This window comes from Gimesia sp. (assembly GCF_048262075.1).
GTDB lineage: Bacteria > Planctomycetota > Planctomycetia > Planctomycetales > Planctomycetaceae > Gimesia.
Genome location: NZ_JBLXFK010000004.1, coordinates 434,045 through 458,128, shown reverse-complemented (window position 1 = coordinate 458,128; position 24,084 = coordinate 434,045). Strand labels below are relative to the sequence as shown.

At 50.9% G+C, this 24,084-nt stretch carries 17 protein-coding genes; 8 read left to right on the top strand and 9 right to left on the bottom strand.

Annotated features, from left to right (window positions below; translation table 11 throughout):
* Nucleotides 1–12: 12 nt before the first annotated feature.
* Nucleotides 13–777, bottom strand: coding sequence for a CPBP family intramembrane glutamic endopeptidase (locus ACN0YH_RS11610; protein WP_417379723.1), 765 nt, complete (start codon nucleotides 775–777; stop codon nucleotides 13–15).
* The gene (locus ACN0YH_RS11605) at nucleotides 774–2,057 is read right to left on the bottom strand and encodes an HD-GYP domain-containing protein (protein ID WP_417379722.1); all 1,284 of its coding nucleotides are present in this window, start codon (nucleotides 2,055–2,057) and stop codon (nucleotides 774–776) included. The genes ACN0YH_RS11610 and ACN0YH_RS11605 overlap by 4 nt, the downstream gene beginning before the upstream one ends.
* Nucleotides 2,058–2,577: 520 nt before the next feature.
* Here ACN0YH_RS11605 and ACN0YH_RS11600 point away from each other — a divergent pair.
* On the top strand, nucleotides 2,578–3,513 hold the full coding sequence (locus tag ACN0YH_RS11600) for a serine O-acetyltransferase (protein ID WP_417379721.1): 936 nt from the start codon (nucleotides 2,578–2,580) through the stop codon (nucleotides 3,511–3,513).
* A gap of 265 nt (nucleotides 3,514–3,778) precedes the next feature.
* Here the strand turns inward: ACN0YH_RS11600 and ACN0YH_RS11595 are convergent, their stop codons facing one another.
* Together ACN0YH_RS11595 and ACN0YH_RS11590 are read right to left on the bottom strand one after the other, a co-directional pair.
* The gene (locus tag ACN0YH_RS11595) at nucleotides 3,779–4,612 is read right to left on the bottom strand and encodes an FHA domain-containing protein (protein ID WP_417379720.1); all 834 of its coding nucleotides are present in this window, start codon (nucleotides 4,610–4,612) and stop codon (nucleotides 3,779–3,781) included.
* A gap of 375 nt (nucleotides 4,613–4,987) precedes the next feature.
* A complete protein-coding gene (locus tag ACN0YH_RS11590) occupies nucleotides 4,988–6,085 on the bottom strand; it encodes a hypothetical protein (protein WP_417379719.1) in 1,098 nt (365 codons plus the stop codon).
* A 218-nt stretch (nucleotides 6,086–6,303) separates the two neighbouring features.
* Here ACN0YH_RS11590 and bioD point away from each other — a divergent pair, with 218 nt between their 5' ends.
* Both bioD and ACN0YH_RS11580 read left to right on the top strand, forming a co-directional pair.
* Nucleotides 6,304–7,029, top strand: coding sequence for a dethiobiotin synthase (bioD, locus tag ACN0YH_RS11585; protein WP_417379718.1), 726 nt, complete (start codon nucleotides 6,304–6,306; stop codon nucleotides 7,027–7,029).
* A 120-nt stretch (nucleotides 7,030–7,149) separates the two neighbouring features.
* Nucleotides 7,150–8,778, top strand: coding sequence for a hypothetical protein (locus ACN0YH_RS11580; protein ID WP_417379717.1), 1,629 nt, complete (start codon nucleotides 7,150–7,152; stop codon nucleotides 8,776–8,778).
* A gap of 202 nt (nucleotides 8,779–8,980) precedes the next feature.
* On the opposite strand, the gene ACN0YH_RS11575 is transcribed toward ACN0YH_RS11580, so the two are convergent.
* Nucleotides 8,981–10,492: a Do family serine endopeptidase gene (locus ACN0YH_RS11575; protein ID WP_417379716.1), complete on the bottom strand. Its 1,512-nt coding sequence runs from the start codon at nucleotides 10,490–10,492 to the stop codon at nucleotides 8,981–8,983.
* 523 nt (nucleotides 10,493–11,015) lie between these two features.
* Between ACN0YH_RS11575 and rnc the strand changes: the two genes are divergently transcribed.
* Entirely contained in the window at nucleotides 11,016–11,759 is a 744-nt protein-coding gene (gene rnc / locus ACN0YH_RS11570) for a ribonuclease III (protein WP_417379715.1), read from the top strand.
* Between the two features lie 516 nt (nucleotides 11,760–12,275).
* On the opposite strand, the gene ACN0YH_RS11565 is transcribed toward rnc, so the two are convergent.
* Both ACN0YH_RS11565 and ACN0YH_RS11560 read right to left on the bottom strand, forming a co-directional pair.
* A complete protein-coding gene (locus tag ACN0YH_RS11565; protein ID WP_417379714.1) occupies nucleotides 12,276–13,844 on the bottom strand; it encodes a transglutaminase-like domain-containing protein in 1,569 nt (522 codons plus the stop codon).
* Nucleotides 13,845–13,975: 131 nt separating this feature from the next.
* The gene (locus ACN0YH_RS11560) at nucleotides 13,976–14,446 is read right to left on the bottom strand and encodes a hypothetical protein (RefSeq protein WP_417379713.1); all 471 of its coding nucleotides are present in this window, start codon (nucleotides 14,444–14,446) and stop codon (nucleotides 13,976–13,978) included.
* Between the two features lie 653 nt (nucleotides 14,447–15,099).
* Between ACN0YH_RS11560 and ACN0YH_RS11555 the strand changes: the two genes are divergently transcribed.
* From ACN0YH_RS11555 to ACN0YH_RS11540, 4 genes are all read left to right on the top strand, one after another.
* On the top strand, nucleotides 15,100–16,272 hold the full coding sequence (locus ACN0YH_RS11555; protein WP_417379712.1) for a BON domain-containing protein: 1,173 nt from the start codon (nucleotides 15,100–15,102) through the stop codon (nucleotides 16,270–16,272).
* A 197-nt stretch (nucleotides 16,273–16,469) separates the two neighbouring features.
* Entirely contained in the window at nucleotides 16,470–17,198 is a 729-nt protein-coding gene (locus tag ACN0YH_RS11550; protein ID WP_417379711.1) for a hypothetical protein, read from the top strand.
* Nucleotides 17,199–17,519: 321 nt separating this feature from the next.
* The gene (locus ACN0YH_RS11545) at nucleotides 17,520–17,957 is read left to right on the top strand and encodes a hypothetical protein (protein WP_417379710.1); all 438 of its coding nucleotides are present in this window, start codon (nucleotides 17,520–17,522) and stop codon (nucleotides 17,955–17,957) included.
* Nucleotides 17,958–18,002: 45 nt separating this feature from the next.
* Nucleotides 18,003–18,779 carry an SDR family NAD(P)-dependent oxidoreductase gene (locus tag ACN0YH_RS11540; RefSeq protein WP_417379709.1) on the top strand — a complete coding sequence of 259 codons (777 nt, stop codon included), beginning with the start codon at nucleotides 18,003–18,005 and terminating at the stop codon, nucleotides 18,777–18,779.
* 169 nt (nucleotides 18,780–18,948) lie between these two features.
* On the opposite strand, the gene ACN0YH_RS11535 is transcribed toward ACN0YH_RS11540, so the two are convergent.
* Complete coding sequence (locus ACN0YH_RS11535) at nucleotides 18,949–22,275, bottom strand: efflux RND transporter permease subunit (protein WP_417379708.1); 3,327 nt, start codon at nucleotides 22,273–22,275, stop codon at nucleotides 18,949–18,951.
* The gene (locus tag ACN0YH_RS11530; RefSeq protein WP_417379707.1) at nucleotides 22,272–23,981 is read right to left on the bottom strand and encodes an efflux RND transporter periplasmic adaptor subunit; all 1,710 of its coding nucleotides are present in this window, start codon (nucleotides 23,979–23,981) and stop codon (nucleotides 22,272–22,274) included. Before ACN0YH_RS11530 ends, ACN0YH_RS11535 begins: the two co-directional genes overlap by 4 nt.
* Between the last annotated feature and the right edge of the window lie 103 nt (nucleotides 23,982–24,084).

The following is a 24,084-nucleotide window of genomic DNA, read 5'->3' as shown; positions in this document are numbered from 1 at the left end:
GCCTGGGAAAGCTCAGACAGTCGTCTCCAGCATTACCCCGACAATAATATCATAGGTCGCGTGCGCACCGACGGTGATCCCAAAACCCCGCAGAAAAAACAGGCCTGCAAAGAACAGTCCGGCTACCGTCCGAAATGTAAAACTGAAGACGGAGAACTGATCGCCGGAAGCGCCTACATAATGCGCCAGGGAAAAGATCAGGCTGGTCGAGATGATCGCCAGGATGGCAGAGGACCGGACCTCCAGCAGCATGCCACGAAAGATCAGATAACAGATCGGCAGTAACAGCAGGCGAAACATGACCTCTTCGTACACACCCGCGCCCACAAAACTGACGACCCGCGAAGCAGACTCGCGTTCGATAAACATCAGCGTCGGCTGAGGCAGCTGCTGAAACACCAGATCCTGAACCTGCCCTAAGACAATCAGGCAAAAGGCAAACAACAGGCTCTCTGCAAACATGCCAATCAATGTTTCGCCCGAGATCTTCCAGGGATGCTTGCAGAAGACATGCCACAACAGCAGTGTGACCACGATGAGTGCAGGCAGCAGAAAGGTCTGCGTAAAACCGAGTTGCGAGAGCCAGCTGCGCATCCAGTAATCTGCTCCGTTACGGAGCAGTTCCGGCTGGCTGCCTCCCATCGAAAGCACGCCCCACTCATAAATCAACAGTAACGGCGCGAGAAACACCAGGCAGACCAGAGGCTGTCGTGCTTCGCGCCAGTAACTGCTCTCGGTGAGCACCAGCTCACCTTGCGAGTTGTTTTTTTGCGTCATGACTCAGAATGGTTTTCAGTCAGGTGAGCGGATTCGGTAGTAGAAGATTCGATCGAAAAATGCGGCGGTGGTATCGGCTCGTGAGATTCATCGCGGCGCTGCTGCTGGAACCGCTTGAGTGTGAACGGATCGTTGTGCCGATCGGTTTCTACCAGCACTTCCAGCAGGCTTTCGTCCAAGGCAGACAGGAACTGGTCGACGACCGTCTCATCCCACTCCCCGCGACGGGATTCCCGGAAGAGCTGTAATGCAGCCGCAAAGGCAACTTCTTCGCGTTCATAAGTCCTGAGGCCATCCGCGGTCAGCTCACGTTCAATATTCTTTAATTCCAGAAAGCGACAGACCACGGCCAACCGACGTGAATATTCTCCCAAAGCTGAGGTATGCAGACCTCGCGGGTATCCGGTTCCATCCAGGCGCTCATGATGTTGTGAAATGATTTCCGTCAGGTAGGAATCACCGGGAAATCCTCGCAGTCCCCCCAGCAATGCTGCGCCGAGCACGGGGTGTCCCTGCTCAATTTCTGACTGGTCCGTTTTCAATTTATCACCGCGTGCATTCTGCTTTGGCTGCAGCATCTGCCAGCCCAGGTCATGTAACAGACCGGCAATCATCAGCAGTTCACAGCTCTCCTGCCAGGCGGTAACCTGCCGACCAACAAAGAAAATTAATCGTGCGGTTTCCAGTCCCCGTAGGTACACGGATAAATCGGCATCCTGTATCTGCAGATGGATCGATTCCTGAATATCATTAAGTGAGGCAAACAGGAATTCGCCCGGCTGATGCAGGTGCACGTCATCATTTTTGATTTTGCGTATCAGATTCAACAGCAGATTCGGGCTGCAATAAGTTTTCGTCCAGACATCCTGTGTGGCCTGCTTCAATTGTTTGACATAATACTCTGTCGTTTGTGACAGCAGCAACTGCTCTCGGATATACCGCTGTTCTTCACGCAGGTAATCCAGAATTCTCGTCAGGATCGGTTGCTGTGTTTGAGTAACAGGATGTGTCGGGTTTTCGTCCAGGTACAATCGACAACGAAGCAGAATGACCTGCACACGGGCCTGAAGCTGAATCAGAGTTTTGTGCTGCGCCGCGATCTTTAATTCCTGATTCTGCTGATTCAACTCTCGATAGGAAATCCGCAATGTGCGTAAAGCATCAGAATCGGCAGCCAGCCGTTCCGGACTCTCCGCGCAGGATCGCAGCAATGTCCAGTCGCCGCGCTCCTGTCGAACAGGAGGCGTCAGCCAGCGCAACAGTCTGGTAGAATTCGTCACGATTCATTCCTGTCGAAAAAAGCACGGCTCAGCAGTGACAGAACCCGGACAGACCAGGGTCCCTCACTCTGTTTTCTATCGGCGTATTATGAGGAAGGGATTGAACCGATTGAGGAAATTCAGGTTGGGTAAACTGCTGAAGCAGGCACTCCTATCCCGTTTCTTAAATAGCACTTAGAGTACTCCCCCTCTGATATCACAGCCTGAAATCTGAATAGAACCAGACATAATCCCGGCGGGCTTCCGTTCGCGGGAGCCACGTATTCTTTGTGACCATTGTCAGGAATATGAGAATTTCTCAATTTCCAGTCATTCAGACGCCGATTTGAAACTAGAGAAGGCATTTTTTCTGTTGTCTACTTGTAGACGTTTCGTCGGCAAGCATAGAATTCAGGAAAGTTGCCTGTCAGCTGAGGCAGTTTACAGAACTTATTACGATCGAGACTTGTCTTGATCACAGGCTCTGGCCTCAGGTCACAGCATTTATCCCCCTTTCCAGATGACAAGCAGGAAAATTCTCATGGCTACGGATTTCCGGCAAAAAGAGCGGCTCCCTGAACTGACTGACCGGATCGTCGAGACTTATCATGAAATTGGTACGATTCATCATTTAGGACATTGCCCGCTTCCCAGCCAGGATGCTGTGATTGAAGCGGCTCAGGAACTGAAAGATGTCATTTTCCCAGGCTACAGCCGTCGTCAGAATCTGCATCTGGGCAATGTAACCTACCATGTGGGAAACATCATCGATTCCCTGCACGATATCCTGACATTGCAAATTGGTCGTGCATTACGCCATCAGTATGTGCAACGTCATGGCGCCGACTGCGAAAAACTCAACCAGATCGATTTCGAAGCTGAAGGTCAGCGGAAAACGATCCAGTTCCTCGAAATGATTCCGGAAATCCGACGCGCCCTTTCCACTGACGTACAAGCGGCATTGGACGGCGACCCGGCTGCGACCTGCTTTGATGAAATCATCTTCTGCTATCCCGGACTGGAAGCGATTACGATCTATCGGCTCGCCCATGAATTGTACAAACTGGAAGTCCCCATCATCCCCCGCATGTTGTCGGAATGGGCGCATGCCCAAACGGGAATCGATATTCACCCGGGTGCCACCATCGGCCACTCGTTCTTTATCGATCACGGCACCGGTGTCGTGATTGGGGAAACCTGCGAAATCGCAGAAAACGTGAAAGTCTACCAGGGGGTCACCCTCGGGGCATTGAGTTTCCCGAAAGATTCCGAAGGCCGCATCATTCGTGATCAGAAACGGCATCCCACCATTGAAAAGGGTGTGGTGATTTATGCCAATGCGACGATTCTGGGAGGCGATACCGTGATTGGCCAGGATGCCGTCATCGGCGCGAGTGTCTCACTGATGAAAAGTGTGGTGCCCAACACGATTGTCACCATCGAAAAACCATCACTCCGGTTTCGCGAAGCTTCCTGATTCCGGTCCTGAAATCAGGCTGTTTACAGGCAACTCAACCTGAGTGACTCGACTTTGCCTGGTTTTACTGTAGCGTCTCCAAGACCATTTAAGCCGAGTATATTAGCTTGAGCGACGCTATGGTTAAATGTGATGCGCTCTAAATGCTCGGCAGAGAGAGTTGCCTTTCTTTTTTACCTGTAACCGTGTCTGACAGGCGCAAAAAAATCCTGTGTGAATCAGATGTCTGATCGCACACAGGATTGAAGAATGTATCTGATTAAGCTCAGGCAATCGCCCGCTGAGGACCACTTTCATCATCGCGGTCCTGTTTGATCGATCCCACTTGATCGAGTGTCCGGTCCAGTTGTGATGCCAGCTTCTCCTGGGTTTCCAGTAACGAAGCGGCAGCCACTTCATAATGTTTTTCGCGGCTGGATAACTGATCGGCCCGCTGATGCAGTTCTTCCGAGAAACGTGTCAGTTCCTGCATCATGTTTTCGAGATCTGCTAACAGCACCAGTTGTTCCTGCTCAGAAAGTGACTCCTGCTGGAAATCCTGTTCTTCCTGCTCCTCATTCAACTGTTGCAATTGAGACAGCAAGGCAGCGGCTCCCTGTTCCCGACGTGATTCATATTTCTCTATCAGATGAAAATCCTGTTCAATCAGGTCAACAAGTTCGGACGCAGACAGGTCCTGCAGAGTAGTTTCTTTGGTCATAAAGTGATCTCTTTTTTTATCTGGGGTGATTGGTGCGCTCGTCTGAAGCGGCGAGCCAGATAAGCCAGCGGTGGAAATGCGCGTTGCTGTATGTGGTCTGGACTGACAAAACACAAATTCGATGGCCCCGATTGTGATACGATCGCCATCTGACAGTTCTGAGGTGCGAAGCGGAATCCCGTTTAATAACAGTTGGGGTTGAGAAACCATGGCTTCGATCCGGGGGACCTCGTCTTCGACATGGATCACGGAATGCAGTATCGGCATCTCTCGACCGGTGACCTGAAGACCACAGCAGGAACCTGCTCCAATCGTCAGACGGCCACCTGAAACAGGCCGTACGGGAAAACTGGTTTTTCCCTTTTTGATTTCCAGTGAATACCGGGGTGAAGATTCCATGACTACAGTCTTTTCAACCTCATGTTGAGACAGGAACGTTTTAATTCCTCAGTACCCTTTTTTCAGGGCTACACAACACTGAATCGACCGTCTGTTGAGGACAGCATGAGAAAACGTTCCAGTTACTTTAGCATCAAAAACTGTTGATGATTGTCAGCACAACCACCGGCACATTTTACACAACCTGGGAAAGATAGAGAACGACACCCATCTGTCATCACTGTCAAACCAGGAAAGCAGCGCGCTTTTTTCTTGTCAGTGACTTTGTAGATCCTTGTTAATAAAGGAAACACCTCAGACACCCTCCCAAATACAATTTCAGGAAGTTTTGCAGCCCTGTTAAACCAGCGGTACTGATACGTTCAGCAGATGGATTCAGTCAATTTTCGTGCCCGGAAGCTTACGCTCCGTAGGAGGTGGCAAATCGGGTTCGGGAGCAGCCGGCTGAGCGGGAGGCGGTTTGTAACCTTCGCATGTCAATTTCAGCTTACCCCCCAGAGGAACCCGGAATTCGGAATTTCCGTCCAAAGCAGACCAGCCCGCCATTACATCTTTCTGATCCGCATATTCCCGCGCGACCAGGTACGTATCGTAACTGTCTGACCAGACCCGAAAATTCAGATAGAAGATCCGTGGATTGATCTTCTGCAGTTCCTGACGAAACAGAGCCGATGATTTCCGCAGACGTTCAGATGTATCTCCGCGGCCATCGCGTAATTCCAGCACGAGATAAGGCACTCCCCCCACGGGTTTCAGCTTTATTCTCCAGTCACGATTGCCAACATTCTTATTCTCGAACACCTTGACCAGTTTGTCGCAATCAATGGCCTGTTCCGGCGCCGTCACGAGCCGACTCTGGGCGATCGCTGTGAGAGCCAGGTTCTGTAACAAGGGGATATCAACACGCATAATTCGACCATGTCGGCACACATAATCGATCGCGCGGGCCTCTTTTGGTGCATCGCGCGGATTGGGCAGATTCACAATCTTGGCATTCGGCGTGGGCCCCGGATCCGGAGTTTTAGCCAGTTTTGCTTTGATGTCTGCCAGTTCCGTCTCCTTGGTGACAATACTTTGTTCGAGCGATTTAACCTGCTTATCGCGCTCGGCAATATCTTTTTTCAATTTCTCGATATTGACCTGGATCTCTTTTAATTTCTCCAGCTCTTTCTTCAGCTTTTCTGCCAGTTTTTTCTGCTCATCCGGATTGACCGTCTTTTTATCGGCAGTCAATTCTTTCACGGTTTCCAGCTGCTCTTTCTCAAGCTTCAGTAACTCATCAAGCTCGGCGACCTTCTGTTCGGCGCGATCCATATCCTCTTCGGAAATCGCACTTTTAATACGATTCACCGCTTCTCCTACACCCAATTGAGTCACGGTCAGCATAATCACGAGGATCCCCACCACGTTGGTCATCGTATCCAGCAGGGAATCCAGGCTTGCTCCGCTGGATGAACTTTTTCTTCGTTTCATGACTCGATCTGAATTCTACGGGATTGCGTCGGTTTGCTTACAAATGGGATTTCAATAGATCAGTGTGTCTGAAAAGCCGGCAATTTCAGGCTTCCTCTCGGCTGCAGTACACACATCACTCTGTATAATCATAAAAGCGATACAGGCCTGATCGCAAGCAGAGACAATCGGTTGTTCCGTAAAAGTCATAATTGCCTGAACGGTGTGAGGAATGGAATGTGGACGTTTTTTCATTAAAAATCCCCGGATTGATGGTCGTAGGCACCGATACGGATGTCGGTAAGACCTATATCACCGCCGCCATTGCCCGCCAGCTGGTAGCGGAAGGAGTCCAGACCGGGGTTTACAAACCAGCCTGCAGTGGCAGTCTGCGGGACGAAAAGACTGGTACTTTTCACTGGCCTGATGTCGAATACCTGTCCGCAGCCATTCAGACGTCTGTTCCCCTGGAGCGAATCTGCCCTCAACGCTTTCATGCCCCCCTGGCTCCCCCGGTCGCTGCTGCCAGAGAGGACCAGCGTGTCAACGAATCGCTCCTGCTGGAAGGGGCACAGTGGTGGCAGGATCAGGCGGAATTTCTGCTCGTGGAGGGTGTAGGTGGCGTGCTCTGCCCGCTTTCAGAACATACGCTGATTGTTGATTTCGCAGCGCAGCTCAAGTTGCCACTACTGATCGTGGCACGTGCGGGACTGGGAACGATCAATCACAGCCTGCTGACCATTGAAGTCTTGCAGAACCGGGGGCTGCCCATCGCAGGATTGATCCTGAATGATGTCGATCCGACCCTGAACGATGAGTCCCGCCAGTCAAACGCTGCCCAGATACAACAATGGACAAGCGTGCCGGTTTTGTCTTTTGTCCCCTTTGAATGGCAGTCGAACTTGCTTCACTATCAGACTCAAGCCAGAATAGACTGGATACAATTAGCACAGGATTCCCGCTGAATCGTCTTCCCGTGTACCAGATTTTCCCAGTCTGCTCGCCGGATCCCGCTCGCGGACGCTCCAGCGCCGGTCCTGCCTCTACGACAGCCCTAACTTAACAGTAATCAACCGGAGAAATGGATGAGTATTGAAGTGAACTGCCCCTCTTGCGGAGGCTCCATCCAAATCGAAGCCGTCTCGGAAGTCGTCGCATGCCCGTTATGCCAGCTGCATCTGCAGGTCGACCCCGAATCCAATGAACCTGTACTGGTTTCAGAAGAAGAACTGGAAGAGGAAGCGAACGCCGTTGAAACAGTCAATTCTGAACAGGCTGCCGAGACGCATGAACGGGACGAGAGCCAGCCGGATCCCCCTGAAGTTGACATCGCAGTGCCGGAAGAACCAGGTTCCTCAGAAAACGAAAACAATGACGCTTCCCCGTTTTCGTTTCTTCCCGGTGGCGTCGAAAATAAAAAAAGCAAAAAACAATCCGAACGACCGGCTACGAATTTTTCATTTCTCCCCGGCGGTAGTGCTGAGTCCGAATCGGAATCCGAAACAGCCGAACCGGATGTTGCAGAAACGGAAGCAGAAGCCATCGCTACAGTAGCAGCAACGACTGCAACCGAATCAGAGCAGGAAAAAGTCGAAGCCCCGGAAACAGGAGCCACAGACACTGCAGGCATCGTCGCAGAACCAACAGACAGTGAGCCCGAACCGGAAGCGCCCACATCCGAGGAGGCTCTCACTGCAGAATCTGACGAAGCAGAATCTGCTGCAATAGAAACCACCAGCGAAATCGCCGACACAGAGACAGTGCCGGCTGACCAGCCAGAGCAGCCTTCTGAAAACGCAACTGAGGAAGTCGCCGCTGAATCGACTGAAACAGAAACCGCCAACGAAACCACAGAACCGGTCTCAGCTTCTCAGGAACCGGCGAGCAAACCAGCCCCTCAAAGCTACCGCAGAGAAAAAGTGGTCTCCAAACGGGTATTCACACTGACTCTGACCTATGCCCTCGCAGTCACCGCCATGCTTGCGATGCTGCTGTATGCCAAATACCAGGGAGATCCCCATCAGCTGGAAAGTCTGCCCGATCTCAAGCCGCCCGTCAAAAATGACGAGATCGCGCTCCAGCTCGTCCCCGAAAATGCAACGCTGCCTCCCGGCCATGTGTTACAACTGGGGGGCCCGGGGCGACGTTTCGGGAATGTGATGGTGACTCCACTCCGCGTCACACGCGGTCCACTCGAATTCGAACATTATACAGGTGATACCAGCCTGACACGCGAACCAACGGGGGACGTGCTCAAGCTCTACCTGAGATTCGAAAATGTCTCAGACGATCAGACCTTCGAACCCCTCGATCAGAAGCTGCTGCTCACCCGGGTTTCCGGCAAAGACTCCGAAGCAAAGTTGCGTGCCAATAATTTTTTGAGCAGCCTGGATCAAAAAACGACTGACGGTAACCGGGTATTGGTATATGACATGCCCCCCTCCTGGGAATGGAATATTAAAGGCCAGAATATCAACCAGGAAAAGAAGCCGCAGCAACTGAAACCAGGGGAAAGTTTCGAAACCTTTGTCGCGACCAACGAACAGGGCATCGACGATTTGACAGGGGAACTCGTCTGGCGACTGCAGATCCGCAAAGGCTACAACCCCAAATCGTTTCAAGGCGTGACCACTCTGATTGAAGTCGTGTTTAACAGCAGTCAGATTCAATCCGACATGATCTCTGGAAGCAAAGACTCTCAACCGACTACCTGATCAATCTGCTTGAGAATCCGACGCGCGTAAAAAAACGTCTCGGCAGTATTTCAGTAATACCACCGAGACGTCACGCGGAACCGCATACGATGCGGTGAGGAATTTCTTATGAGGACAATCTTTCCGCTGTGGGGCTGGCACAAGCCTTAGCGATAAGACTTGTACCAGATACCCCTTTCAGGAGAGTACACAATCCTGAAATCTACTTCTGGACCACAACAAAGCGGGCACCACTGTGATTTCTCACCAGCAGCAGCACACTGCCTTTGCCTTTTGCTTCTTTCAATCCCTGGTTGAATTGATCCATGGTAGAGACTTCAGTTGTCCCGATCTTTTCGATGATCATCCCTTTCGTCAGACCAGCTTCTTCAGCAGCACTTCCCGGCTCGACAGAAGTAATCACGACTCCTGTCACGTCGTTGGAATATCCCAGCTGATTCGCCAGTTCTTCGGTTAAAGGCTGAACCTCGAGTTTCAGTTCATTCACACTGCTTCGCTGTTTCTCTTTGCTGGAACCTTTCAGAGGCTTTTCATCCTTGGCGACAGAGAAACTGTTGGGCATGGCTTTCATGACCAGATCTTTGTTGACGTGCTTACCGTCTCTTAAGATTTCCATGACGTACGTCTTACCCACAACCAGCTGTTCTACAATTCCCTGCAGATTACGAGGACCGGAAACGTCCTTGCCTGCCAGCTTCAGGATGATATCACCCGTCTGTAAGTCAGCAGCGGCTGCAGGAGAATCTTCCATCACCTGGGTGATGATGGCACCCTGACCAACTTTGATGTCGAACGATTTCGACAGGTCGTTGCTGATCGGCTGAATGCCGACTCCCAGGAAGGCACGTTCTACTTTTCCGTTATCAATCAACTGACCGGAGACCCAGCGAGCCATGTTAACAGGAATTGCAAATCCCACACCATCATATCCGCCACTGCGGCTGGAAATCGCTGTGTTAATACCGATCACTTCACCACGCAGGTTCAACAGGGGACCACCACTGTTACCAGGGTTGATCGCTGCATCCGTCTGTAGATAATCTTCACGGTCGTTAATTCCGGGACCACGGCTTTTCGCACTGATGATACCGTTCGTCACACTCATACCAATTCCGAAGGGGTTACCAATCGCCAGGACCCAGTCGCCAATTTCCATTTTGGAACTGTCTCCCAGGGGAATCGCCTGCAGGTCGGGTGCATCAATATGAATCACAGCAACGTCGGAACGGGGATCGGTACGAATATCACTGGCTGTGAATTCACGACCATCATTTAAAGTGACCTTAACGACGTCGGCACCATTCACAACATGCGAGTTGGTCATGATCAGGCCGCTCTTATTGATAATGAATCCGGAACCTGTTCCCATCCGACGGGGCGCCCGTCGTGGCTGATTCTGATTCTGGAACTGCTTGAACATCTCTTTAAACCGGGGATCATTTTCGAAGAGATCCTGAAACGGTGAATTGTCACCAAACGGCATAACTCTCTGACCTGAGACTTCAGAGGTCTTGCTCACGGTCTCAATAGAAACAATCGCAGGCATCGCCCGACGACTGACTTCACGAAATACATTCGATAACTCATGAATATTCGCAGCTGTTGGTGGATCGGCTGTCTTGTCTTTCTGAGCGACTCCGACCGCTGCGCCTACCAGACATGCGCTAGCGATAATAGCGAACATCCAGTTTCGATTTCCTGTTAACGCTTTCATTAAATTTACCCTCCTACAGTGTTTGGCTTTCAGTTATGACACAAGCCATCTCTATTTATGGAATTAATACTAATCAGGAAACGTGACTCAACTCCCCAATATGACTCTTTTAAAATAACTCTGCTGGAAAAGACTGGCGGAAACCCCACGTTTCCGAATTAGGAAAAACAGGATCCTGAAGTGTGCACATCGTTGAACTTTTGCTCATTTCTGAGCGGCTGGTCTGCTCTTACTACGAGAATCGCCTGTAGATGTGTTGGGAATGCTTGAAAAAAAAGAGGAATTTTGCGACTCATCCCCCCATTTCCGGACATGATTCCGGGAAGGTTTACCCTCTAAACCTGAATATTTTTCGACCATTTCCATTAAACAGACTTTTTTTGATGTTTTCAAATCGATGCTAATGTTAATATCTTTCTATACTTAGCGAAGGTCATTCATTAATTCTCCGCGGGCCATTTTTTCAGAATTTTTCGATTGACCTTTTGATATTTCGAAGAAATAAAGATCAGGGGAGGCGTGTATGCAATACGATCTCAGCCCCGCGGAGATCGATCAACTGCTTGAGCAGTGTCAACAAAACCTGGGATACCGCTTTGCTGACTGTGAGCTGTTGAAATCCTGCCTGACCCATACTTCTGCTGCCAAAACCCGTATGGATTCCAACGAACGCCTGGAATTCCTGGGTGATGCGATCCTCGGCTCAATCGTCTGCGAAAAACTGTTTGATCAATTTCCCAATGCCCCCGAAGGTGAACTGACACGCATCAAATCTGCGGTCGTCAGTCGGAATACCTGTACGCGGCTGGCGCGGGAAAAAGGTCTCGACCGCTTTATCTTTGTCGGCAAAGGACTTGCGATGACAGAAAACCTGCCTGAATCTCTGCTGGCAGGCATGTTCGAAGCGCTCATCGCCGGGATCTACCTGGATGGCGGAGTTGAACCCGTACATCAATTCCTCGACCCGCTCATCGAACGTGAAAATTCAAAAGCCTCTCGCTCAGTACATGGCTACAACTACAAAAGCCTGTTGCAGCAATACTCTCAAAAGAAATTTTCCCAGACCCCCATTTACGAAGTTCTGGACGAAAAAGGCCCGGATCATTCCAAGTTCTTCAAAGTAACCGCGATTATTGGTGAGCACAAATATGAACCCGCCTGGGGTTCTACCAAAAAAGAAGCCGAACAAAGAGCCGCCTTTAATGCGCTGCGCGAAAATGAAGAAGACGAAGAATGGGAACTCCCTGCACTGCCCGATCAGAATTGATTCGCAGTAAGTTATCTTATGAATCTGCTTTGATGTCGCTTCTGCAGGCGCTGTTGATAAAGAAGAGACGACTCACTGAAAATACCAGGGTCTGGAAATAGAAAGGGCCGAGAGAATACGGGAATTCTCTCGGCTCTAAGATGGGGATGATGTTTTGGAGTGGCCCAGGGTGGGCAGACCCGCCTCCACGGGTCGGTGGGATTGTCTCTCTCTTCTCTCTTGAATCTTGAAGTCTCTCAACTCTTCAAAACTCTTTGGGTCTCTCTCTTTACCCGAAGCTAGTATATAGCAGCAATTGTGCCAATCAGATTGGAAGCGATACCGGTTTTGGGGAACTGACTCTTAAACACTACAAATACAGGCATTTTGAATCAGCCGCTTTTTGAAGTTTTTTTTCAGCCTCAGCATGTTTGCAATTATTGCAATGAGAAAACCGCAAAAGAGTCCTCTGAAATGTAAGACTTACAAGGCCGAGAACACCTGTGGCACGCTTCGGGGAAGCGGAAACCCGGTAGATCAGGGAGCAGCGGGGGGGCTAAAGTCCAGAACTTTGATAGACAGCTTACCCACCGACTGCAGGATAGGCAGAAAGATCTCCAGCGGAGCAGGTGCCGTCTCGGTAAGACTGGAAGCTGACATTTTCAGATGGCCTCCACCGATGCCCCCTTTCCCCAGGGTTGCATCCAGGGGAATCCAGCGTTGGTCCAGAAAGACTTCCACCCACATATGCCCGACAAAGCTGGAAAGAGCAGGAATATAGACAAAACCGACGACGACTCGTGAAGGCAGTTTCTGTGCCCGTAACATTGCTGCCAACAAAACCGCATGTTCTGTACAATCCCCTTCCATATTCCGGGCCACCTCGGAGGCTGAAGCCAGAGCCGTCGAAAAATTCTTCTTCTTCAGGTTACGATACACAAAATTCTCAAGCAGCCTGGCCTGCTTCCAGGGATCGGTTTCTGACTGAACGGCTGTTGCGGCGTACTTTATGATTTGTGGATCGTCCGACTGGAGAAACTGGGAAGGACTCAAATACTCCGCCTTCACTTTACTTTCGGGAAACTCTTTCGGCACCGCTGCCCGGAAAACTGTCACCTCAGCCTGATGCTCGTTTCGTCGCTTAACCTGTTGCAGATCGCTGCTCGGAAACAGTTTGGCAGGATCGCCACCAGGCAGGGAAATCTGGTAAACAACTTTGTCTGTATTATGCATGTTCTTGACAGCATCAGTCTTAATCAGCCCCTGTACGGAGAAATCCAGTTGCTTGTCTGATTTTTTTCTCAACGCCTCTGCTTCAGTCGCTTGAAAGCCCACCATGGTGGCTCCCAGAAAATCAGCCGATTCTTTGATGATTGCACCACCGTTCTTGACGTATAAATCAAAGTTCACTCCCGGCATCACTGACTTCTGCATCACCACATGCAGGCATTGATCAGACGAACCATCAGGCAGTTCAATGGTTTCATACTCTTTTGCGCTCAACGTCACTTCCGTTACCTGATTATGTTCCGGCAGCAGAATCGAAAATGACTGCGTCTCTCCCGGCTTCAGGGGAGATTTTCTGAAAACACGTTCTAAGTAACTCGGAGAATGATATGTGGACTTCCATTTCAATCGTGACTGCCTTACCTGATTGGCGACGCTCGTATCAATCTTTAATTCTCCCCCTTCAACGGTCCCCTGGGAAATCTTGGGATCAGCCGGTGGGTTTTTGATAACGAACTCGTAAGACAGCAGTGCACCGTTCGCGGTTTCCCTGGTCTTCAGCTGGAGTTCCACACTCAGTGGTTTGCCGAATCGCTTCAATTCCATATGGGTATCCTGCTGGAACTCTACAATCCGGGAACCCTTTTCTTCGATCACCTCGTATCGAGTATGACTGAACCCCACCCGCTGGTCGTTGATATAGAATACTTTCCAGCTGTCTTCGTTCGATAAAGGCTGGGATGCATTGACTCTTGTCTTAACTTCGACTTCAGAGGCCGGATTCTCCGAACAGGCAGCGGAAGCAGTTAAAAGACAGAGCAGACTTAGCTGGCAAGTTCCAATGACCAACTGCCATTTCCCGTTTCGAGAATTTTTCACCTGCATTTTCCGGAAACCTTATCGCACAAGAATCGATTCACTCAGTTAAGATACCAAAGAAAAACCCCACAATTCATACTTGAATGGTGGGGGTATTGTAGAACGAGATCAGGGAGTCTGAAAACAGGAATTTAGTCCAGATCCTCTTCCAGATCTTCGTCATCGTCTGCGACTTCATCAATTTCTTCTACTTCTTCGACATCATCGTCAACGGCTTCGACATCATCATCCTCAACTTTAGCTACTTCCTCTGTCTCAATCTCCTCAGCATCTTCTACGGGAACTTTGGTGGCTGCAACTTCTCCGTCCAGAGACTCTTTGATCGGTTGAATGAAGTAGAGCTTCTTGGCGTTTTTGGCGCGCAGCTGTTCGATGCGTTCGACGGCAGCATCCCGCTGATCGTAGGAAAAACGCGATTCCTCTTTCATACTGCCAGTAAAGACACCCCAGAATAAGCGACGACGCGCTTCAGCCTTCGCGGCCTTCTTTTTACGGGTGGCCTTCTTCTTAGGGGCTTTTTTCTTAGGAGATGTTTTTGATACCGCTTCTGCAGCTTCCGCCTGACGACGCATTTCCAGACGACTGGGAGACTTTCGAGCCATTGTGTATTCTTTGGTTAAATAGAACTCTATTAGTTAGTTGATATAGGAACACCCTTGGGCATTGAGCCGGAATCCAGTCAGGAAACACCGTCTCTAGCACCTCTCACTTGGACAACTGAGGTACTGTCGGCGCAAATCGCTTCCTGGATGCGTGCTAGCATAACATTTCATTTCTGGAATGACTACGCGCAGAGAAGTTCTCAATCACTGAAGAATGTTTTTTTTTACACATCCCGCTAAGAAAAACCACTTGATTCCCTGACAAACGCGGCAGAAACTCTGACCGGCCAGAAACCATTTTTGACTGCATCAACATAGAATATATACCTATGACCACACCTCTTCGGAAATCACCGTTCTCTTCGCCCTGGAAGCCCTTAAATCACTCTCTAAAGCACTATTAACTGTAAATCATTATATAAATAAGACTTAGGGAATTTTCATCCCTCAGATCCCAAGAACATTTAACCAATTTCTTCGAAATAATCAGAATAACTTGTTTAACCGGACCCAGATAACCGATCAATCAGGATAGCAATCTCATTGTTTCGTTTGCGCAGCAGGAATGACTCACCGTGTAAACCAGACGATAGATATAGCTCGAATGTAATGGACGAAAACAAATAAAAACTCAATTGGGAACGGAGTTGTTCATGAAACGGTATCGTAAGTGGGTCTTGACGCTGGGGATCATGGCGGTGACTCCCGGTATCACAATGGCCGGACCCTTAGATTTCTTCTCGAAGAAATCTGAACAGTCTAGTTCGACCGCTGTATCGGGCAAAGTTACTAACAATCAGAAAGTGGCGAATGAAATCGCTGACGCTCTGAGATCAGCCCGGTTAACCGGTTACAACATGGAAATCGAGTATAATAAGGGTGTCGCCGTCCTTTCGGGTAAAATCCCAACGGCAGCTCAAAAAGCTCAGGCCACCAGATTGATCTCACGCATCGACGGTGTCTCTCAGGTTGACAATCGACTGGAAGTCACTGAAGTCGCTACAAATTCTGCTCCCGTCAGGGGACCAGAACCACAGAAATCAAGCTTGAACCCGTTCCGCAGAACGAATGAAATCACTCAGACTTCTGCCGCTGATCCTTTCTTGAAAGGCTCATTGAAACAGGCTCAATTTGAACAATCTGTTGAAAATCGACGTTCTAACATCGAAACAGTTGCTTACCAGGCTCCTGCACCTCGCAGTGCTGCCCCCAGCAACCAGCAGATGGCAGAACAGCTTGCCAAAGCATTAGGGCCCGCCCTGGCTTCGGCCCATGAAGTAGAAATTCGCTTCAAGAATGGGACGGCAATCCTGCAGGGCGCTATTGGTTCTCCCCAGGAGAAACAGATGGCTACCCAGATTGCTCAGCGAGTTCCTGGAGTCCGGGCTGTAGAAAATAACCTGCAGCTCATGCAGGCTGCTCCTCAGCAGACTTCAATGATTCAGCCAACGAACTACATGAACTACCAGGCTCCACATCCTGGCCCTGCTGGACCTCCAGCTATGGGACCACCTCCCGGAATGGGCGGCCATCCAGGCATGGGACCTCAACCAGGTATGGGACCGGCTAACAATGTTTACAACAGTCCTCACCTGCCAGAATCAGCCTGGCCAACTTATGCAAACTACCCTAACTATGCACAAGTAGCTTACCCAAGTGAGTACTCTGCCAGTGCCTTCCCTTACATCGGACCTTTCTATCCCTATCCTCAGGTACCACTGGGATGGAGAGAGGCTCAACTGGAATGGGATGACGGATCATGGAAATTAAACTTCCGCCCTCGGACAAGCCGCTGGTGGTGGTTCATGAATCCTAAAAACTGGTAATCTGCCAGTGTTAAAATAGACTGCACACAGATGCCTTTCAGGAAAATCACTTCCTGGAAGGCATTTTTTATACCTCAGAAATGGGCAGACTGACTGCAGACTGACCACACAGGGCGTAAAGAAGATTTTATCCGTTAAATCGTCAAAATCGTCAAATTCTCACAAGGTTATCGGACAAAGCGTCCGATAAGAAGAATATGGAATCATGTTCCGACACTTACAGGCAGGATGCCGACCGTCTGATCATGACATCTCCTTACCAGAGCAATTCGCTCACTAACACTGAAAACGAAGTCATCCCTCATATCATGACGACGTTAAAATCACCCGGAGGAAGAAGGATGTTCAAAATCGGGAAGCAATTCAGCCGTGCTTTGCTTTTGGGCTGTGCCTGCTTGTTAACACTCAACACCAGTGGCTGTACGCTGGTCAAAGGCTTCATTGAAGTGACTTATGCCGGATCTGTATTCTGGCGTACCACTCCTCTGATTCCCGTGACTGCATACTGGTCACAGCTAATCGAAGACACCTATTGGGAGGAAGAACGCTATAACAAAGCGATGATTCTCGATCCCGTAGAAGGCGAACACGCTCCCCTGTTCTGTCTTGATCCTCCCAGCCCGGATGAAGTCATTCGTGCTCTGCCGGACAAAACCGGCGGCGGAGTCTGGTTCCTGGCAGAAACCACCCGTAACAATGTCCGCATGGTTGTCGAACCGATTGTGGACCGGATTGGCGAATGCCGGTTCTATCCCATGGTGGGACCAGCTCGACAGCACCACTGCCACTACAAGTGCACCGTGTACTACGACAAAACAATTCGTTCAGACTGGCCCGTTCCATTCTCGAACACCGATCAGACCAAAGAAGTGGTCTACATCGACCACGACCATCTGATCCGCTGTGCCGGTCCTCCATCTGAATAATCTTCAGACAAGGGCTTCGGCACTGATATCAACATTCTGAATCTATAAGTCTACCCACCAGCAAAGCCGATGATTCTAACCGGGTGAAAGAATCGTCGGCTTTTGCATGCGCGGTGATAACTTATCCAAAGATCAGAGCGCGTGACTCATACGCGGTTTCAATTCAGAAAACGCCTCGCTTCCCTGCCAGCACACTGGCCAATGAAACAGATCTCTGTTTACAATAGATTTCCAGCAGGCACGCTTAATCAGGGTCAAGGCAGCGACGCGCCCCAACCCGTTGACTATCAACCACAATAGATTATTCAAAGCGAGTTCAGTATGGCGAAATCTCCTTATAGCCTGAAAGTCGGGCGTGTCTACATTCACAAAAAATGCAAACAGGGAACCCAGGTGAACGGCGCTGACTTCGAAGGCTTATGCAATCCCTTCAAGCTTTGCCTGGGCACCGTGTGTGCTTCCTGTGGCGGACCGCGTGGTTTAAATACTTTTTACTGGGAAGATACAAAAGAGCCATTGGATACCTATCGCAAACGGCTCCGAACGAAAGTCCCCGCCATCTACACGTACTGGTGGCTCTGGATTTCCCCTCTGATTGGCCTGATTGCCGGCTCCCTTATCGGCCCCATGCTCCTGAAAAAAAGCACCCTGCCCATCGTCGCCGGTTCCGCGGTCGTCGGCTCGCTGATCATGTTCCTCATCGTCGGCCCCCAGGTACTGATGCTCATCGCGCCCAAAAAATACTACAAATTGCGCTAAGACACCGCGATCATTCTTTACTACAGCAATACGGAACTTCACATCATGTCGACAGAAGCAAGCTTCAATCCCCAGCGTTTCCAGAACCGAGTCGCATTAGTCACCGGCGGATCCCGCGGCATCGGCCGGGCCTGCTGTCTGCGACTGGCACAGGAAGGAGCCCGCGTCGCCGTCAGTTATCGTAGTGGAAAAACAGACGCCGAAGAAACACTCCGCCAGATCGAAGCCCTCGGAGGCAGTGGCATGATTGTGCAAAGTGATGTCTCCGTCGAAGCCGAGGTCGACCGCATGGTCAGCGAGGTCGAAACACAACTAGGTGAAATCGAACTGCTGGTGAATAACTCGGGCACCTTCATCTATCAGACACATGAAGAGCTCGACCTTTCGGCATGGCAGCAGATGCTGGATGTCAATCTGACCGGAACCTTCCTGGTCACCTGGCGAGTCAAACCCAGCATGCTCAAACGACAGTTCGGCAGGATTGTCAACCTGAGCTCCCTCTCCGGTCTGCAGCCCCGTCCCAAATCCATTGCGTATGCGGTCAGTAAAGCCGGCGTCATTTCCTTTACCCAGAGTATCGCCACCGCCTGGGCCCGGGACAACATTCGCGTGAATGCGATTGCCCCCGGGCTGATCGAAACAGAGATCCTCTCCAGCGTGAACCAGGAAGACCTGGAAAAGATCATCGAAGCCACCCCCATTCCCCGGATGGGTACCCCCGAGGAAGTCGCATCAATGGTCTCTTTTCTGCTCTCCGAAGAAAGCAACTTCACCACAGGCCAGACCATGGTCCTCTCCGGCGGCCGCTGTATGCTGCCTTAAGGAAAAATGCATGAGCGTTCTTCGGAGACATGCACTCCTTACCTGGCACTGTGAACGCTTTGCGTTCATCAAGACGGCCGCGTTGGATTCACAAGACAGCTTTACCTGCAAGCCGCGTGGCTCAGTAAACGACTTCAGCATACAGACTCCCTTCTTCCCGGATCACTTATTATTCTGTAAGCGGCGTATTGAGCGGGCTGATATGTAGATTTTCAACAATGACCGCGTAGAGCGCTGGGATGACGAAAAGTGTCAACAGCGTAGCCATCAGTAGCCCCACGATCATCAGCCAGGCCATGCCGATCCACAATGGACCGCCGGCTAATGCCAGGGGAAGCAGGCCTCCGACAGTCGTTGCGGTGGTCAGAAAGATTGGGAGCAACCGCTGCTTGCCGGCTTCAGCCAGGCAGTCGCGGAACTCGTCGCGGGTCAAACCACCTATCGGTCCCTGGCCATCGCACGCAGCAGAGCGGGTCGCGATCTGAAAATCAGCAAATTCCATATAGATGATCGCAGTATTCAATACGATTCCGAACAGCGACAATATTCCCAGTTGAGGCATGAATCCCAGTGGATTGTCAGTCAGATAAAGTCCCAGCAGCGCGCCAATCAGCGCCAAAGGCAGCGTGAAGATGATCATGATGGCTTTGCTGATACTGTTGAACTGGATGACAAGTAACAGCAAGATGGCGATGAACGACATACCGAAGGCCTGCAACATCATCGTTCCCGCCTGCATCGATTCTTCCAGCGCCCCACCAATCTCAATTCGGAAACCGTTGGGGAGATTTTCTTCAATCTGCTGGAACTTTTTTGAAGACATGACCCGGCTCACCACATCGTTGCCAGAAGCCCCTGGCTCCACTCGGGCACTGACTTCAATCGTTCGGTTCAGGTCACGACGTTCTATCACCGCGGGCTCCCATCCATACTCAAACGAGGCGATCGACTTCAGGGGAACCTTGCCGTTTCTTCCCTCGATAAAAGCGGTTTCGATCGCCGAAACCGACTTTCTCCCATCGGGAATCAGGCGGAAATAAACGGGGACCGAATAATCACCTTCGCGGAACATTGTCAGTTGCCGCCCCGAGAAATAGGCATTCAAAGTCGATGCGATCTGTGAATTGGTCACGCCAGCCAGACTGGCAAGGTCTTCCTCCACGTTGACCTGCAACTGGTAAGCATCGGCCCCCCAGGAATCGTGAGTATTCCAGGTATCGGGCTGCTCACGAATCAGCTCTGTTACCTGATTGGCGACGTCGCGCAGTTTCTGCATATCCGCAAAACCATCACCGGTTATCCGCAGTGCAACCGGTGCAGCCGGTGGTCCCAGCATCATCTCCATTGGGACAACACGCAGCCCGGGCAGTGGTGTAATCCCCAGTTCCGCATCCCCCTGCAGCGCCACTTTGCGGACGCGTTCTGCATAGTCGTGAGTCAGTTTGGGATCGGTTGTACGAATCAGAATTTCCGCATAATTGGCTTTCCGCGGCTCCGGTTCCCAGGAAAGATACCAGCGCGAACCCCCTCCGCCGACCAGGGTCCGCATGGCCCGCAAACGTTCGACTTTTTTACCGTTTTCGTCTGTAAAGGGGCTCAACTTCCGGAGCATCTCTTCCACCTGCAAAGCTGCCTGATTCGTCTGTTCAATCCCGACATTCTCAGGCAACCAGACGCCAACAACAAACTGATCCCGCTCCCCTTGGGGAAAGAACTCGCTACTCACAGGCAGTTTCAACCCCAGATAAAACAGCCCGATCGAGACAACCAGTGTTACAAACTTGTGCCGAATCGCCTGCTGAACCAGAACCCCATAGATCTGATTGATGTAATGTTTATTCTCCGATTTCCACGAAAACCCGCCGGGGTTCTGTTTCCGATGAAAAATACTTTTGAACCAGTAAAAACAACGAACCAGTGGCGCGTCGGGTTCGTCCCTGTTGACGGGGGGGCGAATAAACATGGCAGCCAGGATCACACAAAACGTCATCGCCAGTACCCAACTGACTGCCAGCATGACCGAAAGAGTGACCGGCAGACTATAAATAAACTCACGGTTGCCTCCCTCGAAGAAAATCACCATCGGCACGAACGCCGCGATTGTCGTAAGCGTCCCGTTCAGCATGGGAGCGGCCAGCATCCGGGCCCCACTGACGCTGGCTGCAATCGGTTTCATCCCTTCCATCTGGTTCGTACGGGACTGATCACAAATCTGCACAGCATTATCGACCAGCAGACCAAGCGATATAATAATCGACGCCAGCGACATCTGCTCCAGTTGAACTCCGAATAAAGTAATAATGCCCACCGAGACGAGTGTGACAAACGGAATATTGGCAGCCATCACCGCTGCCGTGCGGAACCCGACGACCAGATAGACCACCACAATCACAATCACTACCGCTTCGATCACATTCAGGACCACATCCTGAATTCGCGCATTCACACTATCCGACTGATCGGAAACAGGGGCCAGCCCCAGGTCGGGGGGAAGTTCGCAGGTTACGTTCTGAAGTTCATACAGTCGGTCTTTCGCCGCACTACAGATATCAATGATATTCGAGCCCGATTTCATGGTTACCGCTACGATCACCGCTGCCTGTGATGTTTCCGGATCGGAGTACCGGCAGATCAAGGCAGGAGGGTCCTGGTATGCCCGCCTGACATTCAGACCCAGGTCATTTAAATAGACCTGGTTGGCCCCCTTATCCGTGCTGGCCATTTCGGCCACGATGGTGTTGATCTCTTTCACACCATCAAGTTTCCCCCCCGGCTTCACATAAAAACGACCATCGCCGGTATCCAGCAACCCTCCTGCTTCGATAATATTCCGGGATGAAATCAGCTCTTCCAGGTCTGTGGTCGTCAGTCGCAGCTTAGACCATGTCCCCGCATCCGTTTCAACATAAATCGCTTCTTCACGCACACCAAAACGCTGGACTTTGGCAATACCATTTAACAGTCGCAGCGCATCGCGTACCTGTTCCGAGAAGAGATCCAGGTCCCGGTCGCTGTAGACATGAGCAGGATCAATCTCTGTTTCGCCGGGCAGCGGAGTCTGGTAGATCGCAAACAGAATGACGCTGGTATCACCAAAGTCATCGGTCACAATCGGCGTGATATTTTTTTCAGGCATCTCCACATTTTGCACGCGGGCCCGAACCTGGTCCCACACCTGATCCACACGGTCAGGAGACACGTTGTCATACAGGTCGACAAAAATCGTCGACAATCCATTGATGGATGTGGACCGCAGAACATCCACCTCTTCTATACCATCCAGAACCTCTTCCAGTGGGTCGGTGATCAGTTCTTCCACACGTTCTGCAGAAACTCCCGCCCAGCGCGTGGTAACAACACAGGTCATGATCGTGAACTCAGGGTCTTCGCGACGAGGCATCGTCTGGAAGGAGACGGTCCCCCAGATCACCATCAGGGTGACGATGGTGAAAACAATCGTGCGATTGCGAATCGCAAACTCGGGCAGCAAATTCATTGAACCGCCTCGCTCTCACTTACAATATTGACCGGTTCGCCCGCTCTCAAAAAAGGCATCCCTTTCAGAATCACCCGTGCGTGTGCTGGCAGCGAAAACCCGGGGGCCGGCCTGATCTGACGCAACATCGTATCCTGGGATGAAGCAACGCTTTTGTCCGACAACAGCACTTCGATCTCGCGGACAATCGCCTGATCTGACGAGTCCGGATCAATAATGAAAATCGATGTCTTACCGGAATGATGGCGGACGGCTTTCATCGGCACATAAAGGCCGGCGTTTCCCCCTTCATTCTGCAGGCTGACACGAACGGTATCACCCGGTCTGAGCAGCCAGCTGGATTCGTCCAGGAGAATCGTTTTGCCGTCCCACTGATCCGGTTTTCCCTGACTGACCGTTAATTCCCCGGCCACCAGATCATTTTCCGGATCGATCTTTTCTCCTTGCTGAACGGTAACCGGCACGAAATTCCAGTTTCCCATGAACGGAATCCGCATGTTTCCCGCGGTGATACGGATTTTTTTTACATTCAACATCCGCCCGGAATCCAATGAGACGTCACTGGCCCTGCGATTGGTAATCTTCCAGAGAAACGCACCTTCCGCGTCGTGGCGAATGGCGTTCTCCTCCGTCATCAGCATGTTTCCGTCATGGATGATCGGCGCGAAGTTCAGCGGCCAGATATCTTTAGTACGGGCGATTTGTTCTGACTGGTACTCCGGGGGAATCTTCAGTTGCGCCTTCCGATTTCTGACCAGTAACGTCACCGTAAATGTTCTGGTCTCTGCATCGGCATTCGGCTCGGACATGTAGACGTAACCTTCGAGTTTCGTCTCTTGATCATTTCTATCAACTGCGTAAATCCGCACGGTATCGCCCCGTCGGAATTTCCGGGACATGCTGGCAGAAAGTTCCAGTTCCACCTTGATCGGGTCCATAATCTGAATCGTTAAGGCCGGGTCCCCCGCGTCCAGGTAACTGCCGGGAACTGCTTCCACATGCGCGACTTGCCCGCGGAAAGAAGAATAGAGCACGGTGTCGCGTAAATTCCGTTCTGCTTCGGCCAGTTGAAAACGGGCTTTTTGAATTTCTGCTTCCTGCGATTGAAGCTCGGCTTTTTTTGTTTTGAGTTCCGCTTCAATGTTCGCTACCGCGGCGTTTGCAGTTTGCAGTTCCGCCATTGCCCGATCGTACTCAGAACGGGTCGCGACTTTTTTGTTGAGCAGACTGATGGTCCGATCTGAATCGGCTTTTGCCAGTTGCTGCTCCGCTTTCGCGGAAGCCAGGCGGGCGGGAATGCCATCCGCAATTTCTACTTCCATTGCCTTTTTACGCTGAATGGCAACATCCACGGCAGCCCGGGCCAGATCAACGGCAATCCGATATTGTTCATCGTACAACCGGGCCAACACAGTACCCTTTACCAGAACTTTGTCATTCTGCTGATCAACCACCCGCCCCTCGATTTCGGTATCCGGTTCCAGCACACGCTCCACCCGTCCCGCGACTTCAAAACCGATTTTCTCGGTTTTCCAGGCACCGACTGAACCAGTCATCAGAGACTGGGATGTCGGCGTTGACTGTTGCAGCAGAAAAACCGTAACAGGCCGCGGGGCTTTCGGTATTCGTTCGATTTCACTGGATGATTCACAGGCCGTTGCTAAGATGGCAATACTAAACAGGAGAATGGATCGGGAGACGTTCATGGATGCATGATCCCAAAATGGTCTTTTAATTGAGTCGCAAGTAAACTACACTGAGTAGTGTAGTTATATCTTGAGAAGAGTAAACCACAAAGTGTACTTTTTA